Here is a 16,538-nt window from a genome sequence, read left to right as displayed (position 1 = left end):
TGGGCAGGCGTCGTCGCGCCTAGGGCGGTCTAGGCCTCGCGGGCGAGCTTTTCGGCCAGGTCCATCAGAGTGCGATCCAGCTCAGGGCGAATGGCGACGGTCTCCATGAGCACCACGGCTTCGCCCTGATCGAACATCGTCTCGATCAGGCCGTCCTTGGGCAGCTTGAAGCCAGGGTAGCGGTCCTTCACGGCGTCTACCGCCCAACGGTGCATCTGCTTGCCGTGGCTGCCGTCGTGCGCCGAACCATCACGGTTCATGGCGTAAAGGGTGTGGCCGCGCTGTTCGAAATGCAGGTGGTCTTGGGTGTTGGGCACGTGCGCGCGATGGAAGATCACCGCGCGGCCCTTGCCCAGGTCGAAGCGCCGACCACTTTCCTCCAGATAGCGCAGGGCTTCCACGGCCTCGGCGTCATTCGTGTCGAAGTAGTGGAAGATGAAATTGTCGGGGACGCTGATTTCGCTGTAGCGCAACTTCTGTTTCTCGCGGTGGGTTTCCGACAACCTAGGCGAGGTTGTGGTGCTTGGCCATGTCGGACCGCGCTTGAGGAACGCGGCCGCCCCGCGCCTTAGTGGGACTGGGTCGCCCTGAGCTCGGCGACCAGCCCGGCATGGGCGCTTTCCGCCTCGCTCCAGTCGGTGTGGTATTCGGTCCGGACGAGTTCGCTCGCCTTGAAGACCGCCGTCTCGAACAACACCGGGTGAGGGCTGGACGGCGATTCATCGAGCCGTTGGTCGAGTCCCGCGAAGACCGTGGAGACCGTCAACTGCGCGTTGACCCGTGACTTGGCGACGACGCGTGTTCCGCTTTCCAGGGCCGCGCGCATCCAGGCCTCCCAGGTCGCCGGATTGGGCTCGGGCTTGGCCGTCTTGCCATCGAGAATATAGGTCAGGGTCATCGCGGGGGAGCCTAGCAGAAGTTGCGGCTACGGCGAGCCCAGGACATGTCACCGGCGTCGGCGCCGCGGTCCTGCAGGGTCGAGAGCACGTCACCCAGGTCGTGCAGCTTGTAGGCGACGAGGTGGACGACATCGCCCTCGCGCTGGATGCGGCCTTCCACGCCCAGCAGGTGGGCCGACAGGGCCACGCGGCGCTGCTTTTCGTAGAGCGTCTTCCAGATCACCAGGTTGGCGACGCCGGTCTCGTCCTCCAGGGTCATGAACATCACGCCCTTGGCCGTGCCGGGCATCTGCCGGACCAGGACCAGGCCTGCCGTCCGGACGAACTGGCGGTCGCGGCCGCTCGCCGCCGCCTGGCAGGGCTTGTAGCCCCTGGCCTCCAGCGTCCCGCGCAACAGGGCCAGCGGATGGCGGCGAAGACTGAGGCCGACATGGCCGTAATCCTCGACGATCTCGCGGCCCTCGGTCATGGCCTTCAGCGTGGGCGCCGGTTCGTTGAGCTCGGACGCATCGGGCTGGTCGAAGAGGGGGAGGGCGGTGTCACGCAGCCCCTTGATCCCCCAGCCGGCTTCGCGGCGCGCCAGGCCCAGGCTGGGGCGAAAGGCGTCGGCTTCGGCCAGGCGCGACAGGGCTCCGGTCCCGACCTGGGCGCGCCGCCAGACATCGTCGATCGAACGGTAAGGGTCTTCGGTCCTGGCCAGGACCACGCGGGCCGCGTCGGCTTCGGCCAGCTTGCCGACCATCCGCAGGCCCAGCCGCACCGCAAGGCCGCCGTCACCCGTCTCCTCCAGGGTGCAGTCCCAGCGTGAGGCGTTGACGCAGATGGGACGCACTTCCACCCCATGCTCGATGGCGTCGCGGACAATCTGGGCCGGCTGGTAGAAGCCCATCGGCTGGCTGTTGAGCAGGGCCGCGCAGAAGACCTCGGGGTGATGGCACTTCAGCCAGGACGAGGCGTAGGCCAGGAGGGCAAAGCTGGCGGCGTGGCTTTCCGGGAAGCCGTAGGAGCCGAAGCCCTCCAGCTGGGCGAAGGTCTGTTCGGCGAACTCGACCGGATAGCCGCGCTCGACCATGCCGCCGACCAGCTTGTCCTTGAAGTGGCTGACCCCGCCCGTGAACTTGAAGGTGGCCATGGCCCGGCGCAGCTGGTCCGCCTCGCCGGGCGTGAAGCCGGCGCACTCGATCGCCACCCGCATGGCCTGTTCCTGGAAGAGCGGCACGCCCAGGGTCTTTCCCAGCACCTTCTCCAGCTCAGGCTTGGGGAAGGTCACCGGCTCCTTGCCCTCGCGGCGGCGAAGATAGGGATGGACCATGTCGCCCTGGATCGGGCCAGGCCGTACGATCGCCACCTCGATCACCAGGTCGTAGAACGACCGAGGCTTCAGGCGCGGCAACATGGCCATCTGCGCCCGGCTCTCGATCTGGAAGACGCCCAGCGTGTCGGCCCTCCGGATCATGGCGTAGGTGCGCGGGTCTTCAGGGGGGATGCTGGCCAGGTCGAGCGCAATCCCCTTGGCGTCCTTCAAGAGGTCCAGTCCGCGCTTCAGGCAGGTCATCATCCCCAGCCCCAGCACGTCGACCTTCATGAACTTCAGCTCGTCGATGTCGTCCTTGTCCCATTCGATGATCTGGCGGTCTTCCATCCGCGCAGGCTCGATCGGCACCAGTTCGTCGAGTCGGTCCTGGGTCAGCACGAAGCCGCCGGGGTGCTGGGAGAAATGACGCGGGGTGTTGAGCAGGAGCTGCGCCAGCTCCAGGGTCAGGCGTAGGCGCCGGTCCGAAAGGTCCAGGCCCATGTCGCGGGCGTGCTTTTCCTCGATGTCCTCGCGGCTGAAGCTCCAGATCTGGCTGGAGAGACCCTTGGTCATGTCCTCGGGCAGGCCCAGCACCTTGCCAACGTCGCGCACCGCGCCGCGCGGCCGAAAGCGCTGGACCACGGCCACGATGGCAGAGCGGTGGCGACCATAGGTCTCGAAGATCCACTGCATCACCGTCTCGCGGCGGGCGTGCTCGAAATCGACGTCGATGTCCGGCGGCTCGTCGCGTTCGGCGCTGACGAAGCGCTCGAACAGCAAGTCGTTGCGCTCGGGGTCGATGCTGGTGATGCCCAGCACGTAACAGACCGCCGAATTGGCCGCCGAGCCGCGACCCTGGCACAGGATGTCCTGGCTGCGGGAATAGCCGACGATGGAATTGACCGTCAGGAAGTAGGGCGCATAGCCGAGCTGGCCGATCAGCCCCAGTTCGTGGTCGAGGATCTTGCGGACTTCCGGCGTCACGCCGTCGGGGAAGCGCTGGGCCGCGCCCTCCCAGGTCAAGCGCACCAGGGTTTGCTGGGCTGTCTCTCCGTCGGCGACCACTTCGCGCGGGTACTGGTAGCTGAGTTCGGATAGCGAGAACTGGCAACGGGCCGCGATGGCGACGGACGCGGCGACGGCGGCCCGATGGCGCGGAAACAGCCGAAGCATTTCGGCCGCGGCCTTCAGATAGCGGTCGGCGTGACGGTCACGCCGGAAGCCGACATCGTCGATCGTGGTGTTTTCGCGGATGCAGGTGACGACGTCCTGCAGCAGGCGGCGGTCCTTGTCGTGGAACAGCACCCGGTTGGTCACCACCGGCTTCACCCCGGCCGTAAGCGCCAGGTGCTCCAGCTCGTAGAGACGCAAGGCGTCGCCGGGCCGTCGGCGCAGGGTCAGGGCCATGTGGGCGTCGGCGCCGAAGATCGCCGAGAGGCGCGAGAGCTGCTGGGCGCAGACCTCGTCGGCGTCCTCGGGCACGAGGATGGCGATCAGGCCCTCGGCGTGGGCGGCCAGGTCGGCGTGGTCGAGATCGCATTCGCCCTTGCCGGCCCGGGCCTTGCCCAGGCTCAGCAGGCGGCAGAGCCGGCCATAGGCGGCGCGATCGGTGGGATAGACCAGGACCGTCATGCCATCGCGCAGGACCAACTCGCAGCCGACGACCAGCCGCACGCCGGTGTCCTTGGCGGCGATGTGGGCGCGCACCATGCCCGCCAGGCTGTTGCGGTCGCAGATCGCCAGGGCGCGATAGCCTAGGCGCTGGGCCTCGTCGAAGAGTTCGCCCGGCGAGGACGCGCCGCGCAGCAGCGAGAAGTGCGAGGCGCACTGCAGTTCGACATAGTCGCCGAGATCCTCCGGGACTGGGTTCGTCATCCGAATACCCCGGCCATGAACCAGCGCTGGCTACCGGTGGCGGCGTCCTCGCCGTCACCGTCGCGGTAGATCCAGTAGCGCTGGCCGCCTTCGTCCTCGACCTGGAAGTAGTCCCGGCTGCGGGCCAGCTCGGCGTCGGCCCGCCACCATTCCCCGAACACCCGCTCAGGGCCGTCGGCCCGCCGCACGCGCCGGCGCGATCCGCGCCAGGTGAAGAAGGCCGGCGGCTGGTCAGGCAGGAGCGCGACCGTCTCGATGGGCTCGGGGCGGGGAAAGAAGCGGGTGGGCCTTGGCCAATCGACCGGCCAGGAATAGGCGACGGGGCGCTCGATGGCCGGGGCCTTGCGGACACTGCGCTCGGGGATGTCGCTCTCTGCGCTGGCCAGGCGGTAGACCGAGTCCGGACCCAGGCGCGCGGCCAGGGTGTCGATCAGACCCGCCAGATCGGCGACTGCCGGCTTGTCCCCACCCAGCCGCGCCTCGTCCTGCCGGTAGGCCAAGGGCTCGGCGCCCGGTGCAGCCAGGACCATCTTGTCGACCCCGAAGCCCGGATCGACCATCTCCAGCTTCTCGCAGAGGAGCTTGGCCAGACGGCGCGCGTCCCGGGCCGGGGTCGACAGGCCGATACGGGCGCTCTCGATCCGGTTGTCGACCCGGTAGAACCAGGCGTCGATCGACTTGGCCCCCAGGTTCAGGGCCTCCAGCGTGGCGCACAGTTCGACCGTCAGTTCGGTCAGATAGCGCGCCATGGTCTCGGGCGCGCCGATCGGTTCGGCGAAGATCTTGGCCGCACGTGGAGTTTCGGGGGCGAAGACCGGTTCGATCGGTTCGCGTTCGCGGGCGAAGGCCTGGTCGAGGCGGCGGATCGGCTCCAGGCCAAAGCGATGGGCTAGCGGCCCCGTGGCCGTCGCCTCCAGCTCGCCGATGGTGTCGAAGCCGGGCTTGGCCAGGGCCTGGACGAGATCCGGCGGCAGGCGCAGGGCCGCCACCGGCAGGTCCCTCAGCTGGACGCCCAGCGCGCCCGGCGGCACGACGAACACCGAGCGGCGCGAATAGCGCGCCAGGGCGTGAGCGCCGCCCCAGCTGTCGGCGATGGCCAGGGTGGCGGTATAGCCGGCCTTGGCCAGGCGCTGGCGGATATTGACCAGCATCTTCTCCTCGCCGCCGAAGAGATGGGTGCAGCCGGTGGCGTCGATGACCAGACCATCGGGCGGGTCCGGGGCCACGGTCGGCGAATAGAGGCGCTGGGCCCAGAGGGCCAGGCGCTGCAGGGCGGCGTCATCCCCGGCGGCGTCGAGATCGTGCAGCACAAGACCTGGGACCATGGCGGTGGCATGGGCCACGGCCTGGCCCAGCCGCAGGCCGGCCTTGGCGGCGGCGAGGTTCATGTGCGCGATCGCACGGCGGCGCCCGACCCGTCCGACCATGACGACCGGAATGTCAGGCGACGGCGCGGCCTTGCCCTGCATCCGCGCCAGCCGGTCGGTAGGCCAGCGGGGCAGGAAGACGGAGATGACCCTTTGCGTCACAGGCTTCTAGCTCGATGTCGAAGGCGTCGCCGGCCTTGCAGCGGAGGAGTTCTAGGAACCAGCGGGGGCGACCCACGCCGGGAACGGAAGGGGGCAGTGGAGAGGAGGGCAGGGTGGAGACCCGCCAGCGAGTTTCCGAGGCCGTCGGCTGGCCAAGGTCCGCCGCGTCGGCGATCCGCCGCCATCTTCGGACCGCGATGGCGATCTGCCCGCTCTTCTCGGCCGCCAGCTGCAGCCGGCGCGAGGCGGTCATGGAGAGCTTGCCGACCTCGCCGATGACCCCGGCCAGGCCCGGCCAGCGCAAACCTTCCTCCATGGCCGCCAGGACGCCGGCCTCGTCGCCCGCGTCCGCGAAGATCACCCGGCTGGGCGGCAGGCCGGCCTGGGCCAGCGACGGGGCGAAGAGATCGGCCTGGCGCCGGCACCAGAGAACCTCACCCTGGGCGCGGGCCAAGATCCCGGCGGCGAACCGGGCGGCCGTGGCGCCATAGAGCGCTTCCTCCGCGCCGCCGGCCACCTCGTGCAGCGCGCCCAGCGCCAGGCCGCCGCCTGGCAGGCGCGCGTCCAGCGGCGGAACGCCGAACGGCAACACCGCCCGGGTGACGCGATCCTGGGTTTCCAGGGCGCGGACCTTGCGGCGGAGGGCATCGAGGGCGGCGGGATGAAGGGCTGCTGACATGTTTGGAAGAACGACCTTGTTCCAGCTTTGTTCTCTTCGGCGTGCGGGAGTCAACGGGGCCATGGGTGCGGCGCAGGCGCGCGCCCACCGCTAGATCCAGACGCGGCAAGGGTTTGAGCGGAATCAGAATTTTTCAGCGGCGACCGAAGGTGACGTACCTTGGCAGCGCCGTCTGCGACCCTCGATCGCTAAACGGCGCCGTGCGCGCTAGAGTGGCGCGGGGGGAGCGTCATGGATGAGGATGAGCCTGAGGACGGCCGCCCGGTCTGGCGGGAGTGGCAGGGCTGGATCGGCTGCGCGCTGGCGGCGGTCATGCCGACGGCCATCCTCACCAGCCTCGTCCAGCGGATCGAAGGCAGGACCGAGCCCTGGTTCGTGCCGGGCCTGTTCATCGGCGTCTTCACGCTGATGGTGCTGGCCGCCAGGCCTTGGACGATGCGCTAGGCAGATCATCCTCGTGGACTTGGACCGCGAGCGCCGCGGCCGGGTCATGCAGGTCTCTGCCACGGCGACCGAAGCTGACGTAGGCGGGCGGTCCTTCTCTTTGTCAGCGGCTCACGGGCCGCCCGACCCCTGGCGGTGGCGGCCGGTCGAAGACCCGCTTGGGTTGCTGGCTTGACTGTGACTAGGGGGCTGGCCAGAAGTGGCCAGAATGGCCTGTGGGATCGCTTGAAAAGACAATGACGCTCGATGTCCGCGGCAGCATCAAGAACACCAAGCTCAGCAAGAATCCCTACGTGGTGTTCGAGGAGCTGATCTCGAACGCCATCGATTCCTACCTGATCCGCAAGCACGACGATCCGACCGCGCCCAGCCTCAGCATCCGGGTCGACGTGGCGTTTCAGAAAGTCGATCTGCTCGACGATCGGGATGTGATGACCATCACCTGCGCCGACAACGGCTGCGGGCTGGGAGAGGCCCAGCTGAAGGCCTTCCTGACCAAGGACACGTCGTACAAGGACGACCTGACGATCTCGGGAATCGGCAAGTGCAAGGGCGCGGGTCGTATCCAGTTCTTCCACTATTTCGCCGGCATGGCGATCGACAGCACCTTCCGCCGGGATGGGCAGGTGTTTCGTCGCTGGATGACCTACGACGAACGTCAAAAGCAGATCGAGGCCGACGATTTCGCTGAGGACGCTGGCGACGCTTCGAAGATCGGCACGACCATCCAGCTGCTGAACTTCAAGGATGCCGCACGGGTTCGCCTGCCGCCCAACGCGCTGCTCAGCGCGATGTTCTCGGCGGCGGCGCTGAAGAAGCAGATGCTGCTGGCCTTCCTGCAGCGCCTGGTCGGCCTGTCTAGCCAGCTTGGCGATTTCGAGATTGTCTTCTCGACCACCCATTGGGCCCAGCCCGACCAGACCGAAGTTCTTCGGCGCCAGGACCTGCCGGTCGTCACGGCCGTGCGGGAAGTCCAGGTCGAAGAGCGCGACCCGGACACCGGCGGCGGTCTGGGGACTTTCCAGACCTTCAGGCTGTCCCACTATCGGCTGGATGCTGCATCGTTCGGCCTGAAGCGTAACGCCATCGCGTTCTGCGCCAAGTTCTCGCCGGTTCGCGACATCACCAACCGATACCTGCGCAGCAAGACCGAACAGAACAATCCCGTCGGCGGCTACAATCACATCGTCCTGATCGAGAGCGACTTCCTCGACCAGCACGTCAATGAGCAGCGCGACAACTTCGAGGATATTCCCGAAGAACTTGAGGCCGGCGGGCTCTTTGGCTCCGAGCGGGTGTCCTACGAGACGATCCATGCCGCCATCGATCCGGTGATCGACGCCATGGTGATCCCGGGCGACTGGAAGAAAGAGGACGTGGTCAAGGAGATCACCGACAAGTACGGCGTCACCGAGGACATGCTGCAAGAGACCTCCACGCGGGTGGTCTACGGCGAGTCAGCCCAGAAGATCGTCGATCGGGTTCTGAAGAAGTACCAGGAAAAGGTCATCGACGAGACCGCCGAGATCTACCGCCTGAAGGAAGAGATTGTCGCGGCCGAGCCGGACTCCGCCGATTTCCGCAAGAAGATCAGCGAGATTTCGTGGAAATATACGACGTCGCTGAAAAACTTCGACATGGCCAACCTCTCGCAGCTCGTCGTGCGGCGCGCCTGCATCGTCGAGGTTCTGGCCCTGGCCTGCGGGCGAAACCTGTCGGTGCAGAACCTGGATGACGGCGCCCGACGCAAGGACGAGCGGATCATCCACAGCATCTTCTTTCCGATGCGCCAGGACAGCACCGAGGTCACCGACCACGACATCTGGCTGCTGAGCGAGGAATATCACTACTACGACTACATCGCCTCGGACATGCCGCTGGCCAACATCGTCTGGAACAGCGACGAGAAGGTCTTCGAGAACGACATCGATCAGGCCTTCAAGGACCTGCTGGCCCGCCGCGCGCAGGACCACGGCGCCAAACGGCCTGACATCGCGCTGTTCAGCAAGGAAGGCTCGGCGATCATCGTCGAGTTCAAGGCGCCGGGCGTGTCGATGGACGACCACGTCGGCGACCTCAACCAATATGCCCACCTCCTGGCGGCCAAGTCGGGCGGGAGGATCAAGAGGTTCTACGGCTATCTCATCGGCGACACGCTGGATCCATTGCGGCTCAACGGCTGGACGCCGTTCCCTACCGGCAAGGGCTGGTTCAATTCCGACAATCTCATAGACCCGACGACACGCACGAAGCTGGGCGAGACCTACTTCGAGATCCTGCACTTCGACGATGTCGTGGATCGCGCCCGCAAGCGCATCGGCGTCTACCAAGACAAGCTGAAGTTCAGCATCCCCAAGTAGCCGCAGACCGCGCTGGAAAGGACCTCGCCGTGGACTCGCCCTTCGTCAGCGATGAGCATCGCGAGGCCTTCGCGCGTTACGGCCGCGCCCACTTCGCGATCCAGACCCTGGAGTACGAACTGGTCAACACCTACAGCGTCCTGAGCCTGCTGCCCGAGCGCAACGGGGTCGAGGACGCGGCCTGGGAAGGGCGGGTGGACGACTTCTTCGACACCAGCTTCACCCACACCTTCGGGACCATGCTGGGCAAGATCAAGAAAACGGGGCGCCTACCAGCGGAGCTGCTGGCGCGGCTGGAGGCGTGCAAGCCCGAGCGCGACTTCCTGGTCCATCGCTTCTTCAGGTTCTACATCGAGGGCGGAGCGCCTCCAGATCAGCTCGAAGCCGCGATGATCGCGCGCAGCGACGCGGCCTGCGATGTCTTCATGGCCCTGAACCGGGACCTGGAGGCCTTCAGCCATGGCATGGCCGAACGCTTCGGGATCACCGCGCAGATGATCGCCGACGAGATCGAAGCCGACCAGACCGCCCGCCAGCGGTCTGGCGACGTCTAGATCGGCGCCGAGCGGCCCAGGATCTCGATCTTGCGGGGTGGGTCGTCTTCGACCGCTCTCCAGACCGCGTCGATGAGCAGGCCCTGGTAGGCCTCCAGCGCGGTCATCGCAGGCGTGTGCTCCAAGGCCATGGTCAGAACCGCGCGGGCGGCGACTAGGGCAAGGTCGCGCGTACGTTCAGCATCATCGTGGACGCCGATCGCGGCCAAGGCGGCGCGACGGGTCCAGCCGTCCAAAGGCCCGGTCAGTTCCGCGACCAACGTCGGGCCTTCGATCGTGCGTCGGACGCAGAAGCCGAGCGCGAGCACGCCACGGCGCGAGACCGCGCGCCAGTAGTCGATGGGCTCTAGGCTAGGTTCCTGAGGCAGGGTCATGTCCGGCTTAATAGCGTTCCGTCGACGAAGCGATTTGCGCATATCATAGCCGATGATGGACCTGGCGGGGCGCTGCCGCTGGCAGCCGAAGTTTTGAGGCCTATCTCGTATAGCGTACGTCGGAGAAACGCCCCCGGTGCCGAACCATCCGTCCTCGACGCTGCAGCGCCCGCCGGAGGCTCTGATCCGACGCTTCCACCTGGGCCAGGTCGGCAACGACACGGTCAGGACCTTTCTGACCAAGGGCTATTCCCTGGCGATCTGCTGTCGCGAATGTCCGCGACTGATCGAGTGGACGCCCGAGGATCTGCTGGAAAAGTTCGAGCATCGCGTGGACGTCAAGATCGCCGATATCGCCGCGCGGCTGTCCTGCACGGGCGTAGAAGGGTGCGGGTCAAAAGACGTCGCGGTCTTTCCCCACCTCTTCGACGGCGCGTGGTCCTGGACGCCGCCGGACCGCTAAAGCCGATCAGGCCGGCACGACGTCGTCGCTCTTGCCGCCGGTGGCCACCACCTTCAGCCGATCGGGCAGGGGCCGCTGCAGCTGGGCGACCTCAGTCCAGGGGGCGTCGCTCATCCATAGGTCCCATTCCTCCGGCTCGGTCAGGATCACCGGCATGGCCTTGGCGTGGTAGGTCTTCACCGGCTCGGCCGACTCCGTTGTCAGGAAGCCGTAGGCGACGATTTCCTCCCAGCCCTTGCTCTTCATCCGCACGCAGGCGTGCGGCGTCCAGATGCCGGCGAAGAAGGCGATCGGGCGGCTGTCATCCAACGCGAACCAGATGTTCTTGCGCGTCCTCTCGTGGTCTTGGTCCGGTTCGGCGAAGGACGTGAAGGGCACCAGACACCGGTTGCCCGCGCCTAGCCAGGGCGCCCAATGGGTGTTGATCCTGCCCGTCTTCTGGCTGACCGTGTTGCGCACGTTCGTGGTGCCCTTGTCCGGCTCCATCTTCAGTAGTTCGTCGAAATCGAACTCCGTGCCCTTGGCGCGCAGCTTGTCAGCCCGCTCCGTCGCGGCCTCGAACAGGGCCTGTTTCGATGACGGCATGCCCCAGCGCGCATCGCGCATAATCCTCTGGCCTTCCTGGCCGCGGGTGATGATCGGCGCGGCGTAGTCAGGGTAAATCCCCGGCATCGGCGGCTGGTTGTTGTTGAGGTCGCTCATAGCGCGCGCCAGGGCGGCGACTTCCGCCCGCGCCTTCATGAGGGCGTAGAGATTGCACATCCTCGAATGTCCCTGCCGGCCGATCCATTGAAGCTAGCGGTCAGGCGACCAGGTGCAAGGCCGTCTTCAATCGGCCTTCAACCACACGCGCGCATGCCACCAGCCCAGCGGGGCGCATTCCGGGTCGCCCAGGCCGTCGAAGAACATCTCGACGTGCTGGGCGCGGGGATGGTCGACCAGCGCCTGGCAGGGCGCGCCCTGGCCATGCAGTTCCACCTCCGGCGGCCGGTCAGGGCGCTCTTCGTCGAGCGGGGGGACGGTGTCCAGGGCGCTGTCCAGCCAGACGACCAGGCCGCCATCGCGGCCGGCGTCGACGTGGCGGACGGCGGGCAGGGTTTCAAGGTAGCCGGGCTCGCCAAGGACGCCGTCGATCTCCACGGCGGTCAGCGGCTCAGCGGTGACGGGATGGGCGTGGTTCATGAGAACGAATATAGAACATTGGTGGACGGAGTCGAGGCGCCATGACGCCGCGGGTGGAATGGGCCAAGGTTGCGGCGTAGCGCTTCGACACGCTGGGCGCTTTTAAGGTTCGAGGACAGGGCACGGTGAGGAATCTGGACGCAGCGATCAGGGCCGTTCAGCCTGGCGACTGGGCGACTTGGCTGACGTTCTTCGTGGCTGTGGTCGCGCTGGTGTTTTCCGTCCTGGCGTGGCGGACCTCGGCCAAAGCCCAGCGGTTGGCTGAACGGCAGGAGGCGCGGCGGACGCCGAAGCTGGAGGTCCGCTTGCTGGAATCCTTCCACCGCGACCTCGGCGAGGAGGGCAAGCTCTTCGCCTTCAAGGTCCAGATCGCCAATCCGACAGACACCGGAAACTCAGTCTCGCTGCTCGAACTAGCTATCCGCTACCGTCGCGATCTTCCGATGTCGCTGCGTCTGCCGGCGATCGCCTACCGCGATTTTGGCGAGGGCCACGGCCTTTCAACACCCTTTCGCATCGATGCACACCAAGTCGAGTCAGGATGGTGCTACTTCCTGGCCGCTCCGAAGCTTCTCGCGGGCTCCGTCACCGACGGCTACGAGGTGATCGCCAGCGATACTCACCAACAGGCGACGGGCGTCGAGGTGTTGGTGATGTCGGAGCGCCGAGCATGAGCATCTTCAAGCCGGCAATTTTCCGGCTCAACCATGATCATGAGCGGCTGGTGGCCCCCATTGTCGCTGACGGCGCCATCGGGACGGGCGGGATCGGGGACGGCCGCATCATCCCTCTCGTCATCCTCGACACGTCGCAACGATCCGACATTGACGCGGCGATCGAGGCGCAAGCCTCCGTCCACCAAGGTGACGTCAAGGTTCAGTGGGGGCAGCTGCCGGGCCACGACCATACGGTCGCGCTCTATCTAACACTCCAGCGGCCAGCTGAGGCCTTTGTCATCGTCGAGTTCGACCTCACCAAGAACCAGGGTGTCCTGGTGGAGAATATTCTCGCAAGCCGGGGTCTCTATATCCAAGCCGGGCGACCAGGGGATCGCCTGAAGCACGATGTGAATCGGCCGAAGCTCCTGGCCGAGGTCCCGGACACCGGGTTTCGGCCAGCGTGGGATCGGCTCTACTTCGACTATACGGTCAAGGCATTCCGAGCACGCGGGCTGCCTCGTCCTGCCGCCAAGCAAGCGGCGCGGGCAGCGATCAGGGAGATTCGCAAGATCGTTTCGATCCGCCCAGCCTTCGCGACGAGCGAGGACTAACGACGCCAGGGCTACGGCAAGGAAGACTAGCGCTTCCGGCGAAAGGCCCAGACAAGCTTGGCTAAGGCGGACGCAAGCGCAGCCAGGGCCAGAATGACCGCCGGATTGAAGAGGGCGTCCGTCAATCCAGGCTCTCCGTCTCCCAGGTTCCGGTCACCTCTCGACGGTCGAGGATAAGCAGCTTGCGCGTTTGGATCCCAGGATCGACGGCGAGATGACCTGCGGCGATGACAGCGTAGCGCTGTGGGTCGCGCTCGGGTTCATGAAGCACGCCGCAGACGAGCGCGATGCCAGCGCGACGCAGGAGGGCGATCTGGTTGGTGATCGCTTGATAGAGAGGGCGAACGCCGCCCAGTCGCGATCTTGGCGCCAGCGTCGGGAGGGCTAGCCGTACAGTCAGTTCGGACAAGAGTTCGAACAGCTTGAGCAACTGAGGCTGGTCGTTAGGGCAGTCGCCGATCGGCGCAAACACAAGGTGCATGCATCGCGCGATGCGCCGAAACTGCAGTTGCTTGGCAAACGGTTCGACCGAAACGAAAACCGTGTGCCCGTCGTACTGCTGCGCTACTTCTTCCTGCGTCAGCGGGGTTCGCGGCGCGGTGTAGTAGCCGGGCGGATAGCCGAACGCGGCGCCGACCTTCTCCATCAAGGCCGGCTGAACGGGCTCGCCGCGCTCGATGCGCTCGATGGTCGACAGCGACACATCAGCCAAGCTGGCTAAGGTGCTTTGCTTCCACCCGTGCAGCTTGCGACGGACATGAACATTGAACGCGATGATCTCGACTGGCGGCAAAGTCGCCTTGCCAGGTTCTGGGCGCGGTAAAGCAACAAGCCGGTCGTATAGTGAAGCGGGCATGGGGTGATCCTTTCGCCAGCCTATATCGACTGACCGCGCCTGCCAAAGGAGGGCTGTTCGTCCTTCAGTCGCTGTCGGCCGCGATCGAGGTGGGGCCGTTGTCGGCGGCTGCTTTGCCATCGTCACGCATTGCTGGGTGAGCCGTGGGGCGACTTGGGGTAGTCTCGAGGAATGATCGGTAGAGACCCCTCCCTCGACGCCTGGGCCATCGAGCAGCTTCAGGAAACTCAGGCGCGATCCGAACACGAAGTGCATGGCCTCGGCCTGCCGGACGGCGATCCTTGGCCGGGCGCTGGCGCCGTTCGGATTGAGTGCGAGGACAACCGGCAGGGAAGGCGAGAGCTGTTTCTGTCGGCCCGCCCCGTTCGCCTGGGACAGGTCGAGCTAATCCTTGACTTGAAGACGCAGGCGCCAGGGCGCGACCGACCTCACGGCAAAATCGTCAACATGGCTGTCTCACCCGACGCCCTGCGGGATTTCGCGCAAATGCTGCTCGACGCTGCTGACGAGGCCGAGCGCAACAAGCCCCGACCGAGGCCTGTTCGCTAGTCGTCTGGATCTGTCCAGGGCTTGAGAAGCGCGACCGCGGCGTGGACCGACTTGGCTTTGATGTGAGTGTAGCGGCGCAGCATCTTCCAGTCCTTGTGGCCGGTAATGAGGGCGACCTGTTCGATCTTCAGGCCGGCTTCGAACAGGCGGCTGGTCGCCTCGTGACGGGTGTCGTGGAAATGCAGGTCGTCGATCTTTAGCTTGGCGACCGTCCGCGTGAAGGCCGCGCTGATCGCCTCCGACGTATAGGGGAAGATGCGGTCGTCGAAGTTCGATCGGATGGCGCGCTGCTCCTCGATCAAGGCTAGCGGGTCGTAGCCGGTGATGCTGACCAGCGGGATACGCTGGTCGTTGCCGTACTTGTCGCGCGGGTCCTTACGATCGCGAATAATGATGGTCTTGGCCCGGAGGTCGAGATCGCTCCAGGTGATGCGGCAGATCTCGTCCTGGCGCATGGCGGTACCGATCGCGAACTGGATGATCCGCGTCATCGGGTTCTTCTGCCAGGGGTTCTCGTCGAACGCCTTGAAGATCAGGTCCAGCTCTTCCTGGGTCGGTCGTCGGTCGCGTTCCTGACTCTTTCCGATCAGGCCCAGATGCTTGAGGGCCAGACGTCCCAGCTCGATCGGCTCGATCTTAGTGTCGATCTCATGGACGGCCGAGGCATGGGCGAAGACCAACTTGATCCAGCCAACATACATGCCGATCGTCACAGGGCCGGTGCCGCCGCGCGCCCGGGTGCGGCCGAACTCGATGATGAACTGCCGATCGATCTTGGCGTAGGCGGTCTTTCCGATGGTGCGGCGCAGGTGAAGCAGCGCCTCCAGCTTCGTCCGCCCGATCGGCTTTTTCGCGGCCGCCAGATCGTCGATGTGCAGATCGATCAGGTGGGCCAGCGACGTCTTGCTAGCGATGTAGGTCTTCATCGGGGCCAAGCCCCGATCGATCGCGCTCTCCTGGGCCGTGGCCCAACGCCGCGCGTCCTCGCGCAGTTTGAACGTCTCGCTTATATAGCGGCCCTTCCGACGGATGATCGCTCGCCAGGCGCCGGAGGGCAAATTCACAAAGGTCGCCATTTTCGTGTACGCCATGTGTACAGTGAAATGTCGGAACATAGAGAAAACCTGGGTACATTTGGGTACAAGCTTCGGTTTTCGGTATCTCCTAACACATTGAATATACGACAAAAATGACGCGATTTGAACCCCATAGATTTTCTGTTGCGCCCATGATGGACTGGACGGACCGGCATTGCCGGTCCTTGCATCGCGTCCTGTCGTCGAGGGCGTTGCTCTATACCGAGATGGTGACGAGCGGCGCGGTCGTGCATGGCGATCGGGAGAAGCTGCTGAGCTACGATCCCGGGCAGCATCCGGTGGCGGTGCAACTGGGCGGGTCGGAGCCGGCCGAGTTGGCCCTGGCCGCGCGGATCGCCGAGGACTTCGGCTATGACGAGATCAATCTGAACGTCGGCTGTCCGTCGGACCGCGTGCAGAGCGGCCGCTTCGGCGCCTGTCTGATGCGGGAGCCGGACCTCGTCGCCGCGTGCATGGCGGCCATCAAGGACGCGGTGAAGGTTCCGGCGACGGTCAAGTGTCGGATCGGCGTCGACGACCAGGACCCGGAGGAGGCTCTGTTCGGCCTGGTCGACGCTTGCGCGGCGGCCGGGATCGACAGCTTCGTCGTACACGCGCGCAAGGCCTGGCTGAAGGGACTGTCGCCCAAGGAGAACCGCGACATTCCTCCGCTGGATTACGACCTCGTCTACAGGCTCAAGCGCGAACGACCGAACCTGACCATCGCCATCAATGGCGGCGTGCCGAGCCTCGACGCGGTGCTGGAGCATCTGGCCAACGGCGTTGATGGCGTGATGCTGGGGCGGGCGGCCTATCACGAGGCCGGCCTGCTTGGCGAGGTCGACCGGCGGGTTTTCGGGATGGACGTCGCGGATATCGACAGCTTCGAGGCGGTGGAACGTTATCGGCCGTACATGGCCCGAGAATTGGCCGCCGGGACGCATCTGGCGGCCATGACCCGGCACATGCTGGGCCTGTTTCATGGCCTGCCGGGCGCCCGCGCGTGGCGGCGCGTCCTGACGGTCGAGGGCGTCAAGGCCGGGGCGGGGCTGGAGGTCGTGGATCGGGCGTTGGAGGCCGTGCGCGCGGCCCTGGCGGCGCGTGACGCGCGCGCCGAGGCGCCGGCCGCCTGAG

The 16,538-nt window shown here is 66.0% G+C and carries 18 protein-coding genes; 8 read left to right on the top strand and 10 right to left on the bottom strand.

Going from position 1 to position 16,538, the window contains the following annotated elements:
- Positions 1-29: 29 nt before the first annotated feature.
- The 5 genes from OR37_RS12515 to OR37_RS12495 all read right to left on the bottom strand — a co-directional run bounded on the left by OR37_RS12515 (position 30) and on the right by OR37_RS12495 (position 6,276).
- Positions 30-473 carry a hypothetical protein gene (locus OR37_RS12515; RefSeq protein ID WP_099539019.1) on the bottom strand — a complete coding sequence of 148 codons (444 nt, stop codon included), beginning with the start codon at positions 471-473 and terminating at the stop codon, positions 30-32.
- Positions 474-568: 95 nt separating this feature from the next.
- Positions 569-898, bottom strand: a complete 330-nt coding sequence (locus tag OR37_RS12510; protein WP_004620297.1) for a hypothetical protein — start codon at positions 896-898, stop codon at positions 569-571.
- An 11-nt stretch (positions 899-909) separates the two neighbouring features.
- A complete protein-coding gene (locus tag OR37_RS12505) occupies positions 910-4,068 on the bottom strand; it encodes an error-prone DNA polymerase (RefSeq protein WP_004620295.1) in 3,159 nt (1,052 codons plus the stop codon).
- Entirely contained in the window at positions 4,065-5,597 is a 1,533-nt protein-coding gene (locus OR37_RS12500) for a Y-family DNA polymerase (RefSeq protein ID WP_035017355.1), read from the bottom strand. Before OR37_RS12500 ends, OR37_RS12505 begins: the two co-directional genes overlap by 4 nt.
- The gene (locus OR37_RS12495) at positions 5,509-6,276 is read right to left on the bottom strand and encodes an ImuA family protein (RefSeq protein WP_004620292.1); all 768 of its coding nucleotides are present in this window, start codon (positions 6,274-6,276) and stop codon (positions 5,509-5,511) included. The genes OR37_RS12500 and OR37_RS12495 overlap by 89 nt, the downstream gene beginning before the upstream one ends.
- Before the next feature lie 231 nt (positions 6,277-6,507).
- Between OR37_RS12495 and OR37_RS12490 the strand changes: the two genes are divergently transcribed.
- From OR37_RS12490 to OR37_RS12480, 3 genes are all read left to right on the top strand, one after another.
- Positions 6,508-6,720, top strand: coding sequence for a hypothetical protein (locus OR37_RS12490; RefSeq protein ID WP_004620290.1), 213 nt, complete (start codon positions 6,508-6,510; stop codon positions 6,718-6,720).
- Positions 6,721-6,956: 236 nt separating this feature from the next.
- Positions 6,957-9,080, top strand: coding sequence for a hypothetical protein (locus OR37_RS22135; RefSeq protein ID WP_004620288.1), 2,124 nt, complete (start codon positions 6,957-6,959; stop codon positions 9,078-9,080).
- 29 nt (positions 9,081-9,109) lie between these two features.
- Positions 9,110-9,634, top strand: a complete 525-nt coding sequence (locus OR37_RS12480; protein ID WP_004620286.1) for a hypothetical protein — start codon at positions 9,110-9,112, stop codon at positions 9,632-9,634.
- On the opposite strand, the gene OR37_RS12475 is transcribed toward OR37_RS12480, so the two are convergent.
- The gene (locus OR37_RS12475) at positions 9,631-10,008 is read right to left on the bottom strand and encodes a hypothetical protein (RefSeq protein WP_004620284.1); all 378 of its coding nucleotides are present in this window, start codon (positions 10,006-10,008) and stop codon (positions 9,631-9,633) included. The two genes, OR37_RS12480 and OR37_RS12475, sit on opposite strands and share 4 nt — an antisense overlap.
- Positions 10,009-10,144: 136 nt before the next feature.
- On the opposite strand from OR37_RS12475, the gene OR37_RS12470 reads away from it, so the two are divergent.
- Entirely contained in the window at positions 10,145-10,471 is a 327-nt protein-coding gene (locus tag OR37_RS12470; protein ID WP_004620283.1) for a hypothetical protein, read from the top strand.
- Between the two features lie 6 nt (positions 10,472-10,477).
- On the opposite strand, the gene OR37_RS12465 is transcribed toward OR37_RS12470, so the two are convergent.
- Both OR37_RS12465 and OR37_RS12460 read right to left on the bottom strand, forming a co-directional pair.
- A complete protein-coding gene (locus OR37_RS12465) occupies positions 10,478-11,233 on the bottom strand; it encodes an SOS response-associated peptidase family protein (protein WP_004620281.1) in 756 nt (251 codons plus the stop codon).
- Positions 11,234-11,299: 66 nt separating this feature from the next.
- Complete coding sequence (locus OR37_RS12460) at positions 11,300-11,653, bottom strand: hypothetical protein (protein ID WP_004620279.1); 354 nt, start codon at positions 11,651-11,653, stop codon at positions 11,300-11,302.
- 125 nt (positions 11,654-11,778) lie between these two features.
- On the opposite strand from OR37_RS12460, the gene OR37_RS12455 reads away from it, so the two are divergent.
- Together OR37_RS12455 and OR37_RS12450 are read left to right on the top strand one after the other, a co-directional pair.
- The gene (locus OR37_RS12455) at positions 11,779-12,327 is read left to right on the top strand and encodes a hypothetical protein (protein WP_004620277.1); all 549 of its coding nucleotides are present in this window, start codon (positions 11,779-11,781) and stop codon (positions 12,325-12,327) included.
- Entirely contained in the window at positions 12,324-12,923 is a 600-nt protein-coding gene (locus OR37_RS12450; protein WP_004620275.1) for a hypothetical protein, read from the top strand. The genes OR37_RS12455 and OR37_RS12450 overlap by 4 nt, the downstream gene beginning before the upstream one ends.
- 121 nt (positions 12,924-13,044) lie before the next feature.
- Here the strand turns inward: OR37_RS12450 and OR37_RS21675 are convergent, their stop codons facing one another.
- The gene (locus tag OR37_RS21675; protein ID WP_131368823.1) at positions 13,045-13,779 is read right to left on the bottom strand and encodes a helix-turn-helix domain-containing protein; all 735 of its coding nucleotides are present in this window, start codon (positions 13,777-13,779) and stop codon (positions 13,045-13,047) included.
- A 171-nt stretch (positions 13,780-13,950) separates the two neighbouring features.
- Here OR37_RS21675 and OR37_RS12440 point away from each other — a divergent pair, with 171 nt between their 5' ends.
- Complete coding sequence (locus tag OR37_RS12440; protein ID WP_035017354.1) at positions 13,951-14,328, top strand: hypothetical protein; 378 nt, start codon at positions 13,951-13,953, stop codon at positions 14,326-14,328.
- Here the strand turns inward: OR37_RS12440 and OR37_RS12435 are convergent.
- On the bottom strand, positions 14,325-15,392 hold the full coding sequence (locus OR37_RS12435) for a site-specific integrase (protein WP_235046578.1): 1,068 nt from the start codon (positions 15,390-15,392) through the stop codon (positions 14,325-14,327). The genes OR37_RS12440 and OR37_RS12435 overlap by 4 nt on opposite strands.
- A 125-nt stretch (positions 15,393-15,517) precedes the next feature.
- Between OR37_RS12435 and dusA the strand changes: the two genes are divergently transcribed.
- On the top strand, positions 15,518-16,537 hold the full coding sequence (gene dusA, locus OR37_RS12430) for a tRNA dihydrouridine(20/20a) synthase DusA (protein ID WP_035017351.1): 1,020 nt from the start codon (positions 15,518-15,520) through the stop codon (positions 16,535-16,537).
- The last annotated feature ends 1 nt before the right edge of the window (position 16,538 follow it).

Source organism: Caulobacter vibrioides OR37 (genome assembly GCF_000372645.1).
In the GTDB taxonomy this organism is placed as follows: domain Bacteria; phylum Pseudomonadota; class Alphaproteobacteria; order Caulobacterales; family Caulobacteraceae; genus Caulobacter; species Caulobacter vibrioides_E.
Note: the sequence above shows the minus strand (reverse complement) of the source record. Positions and strands in the feature narration are given on the sequence as shown.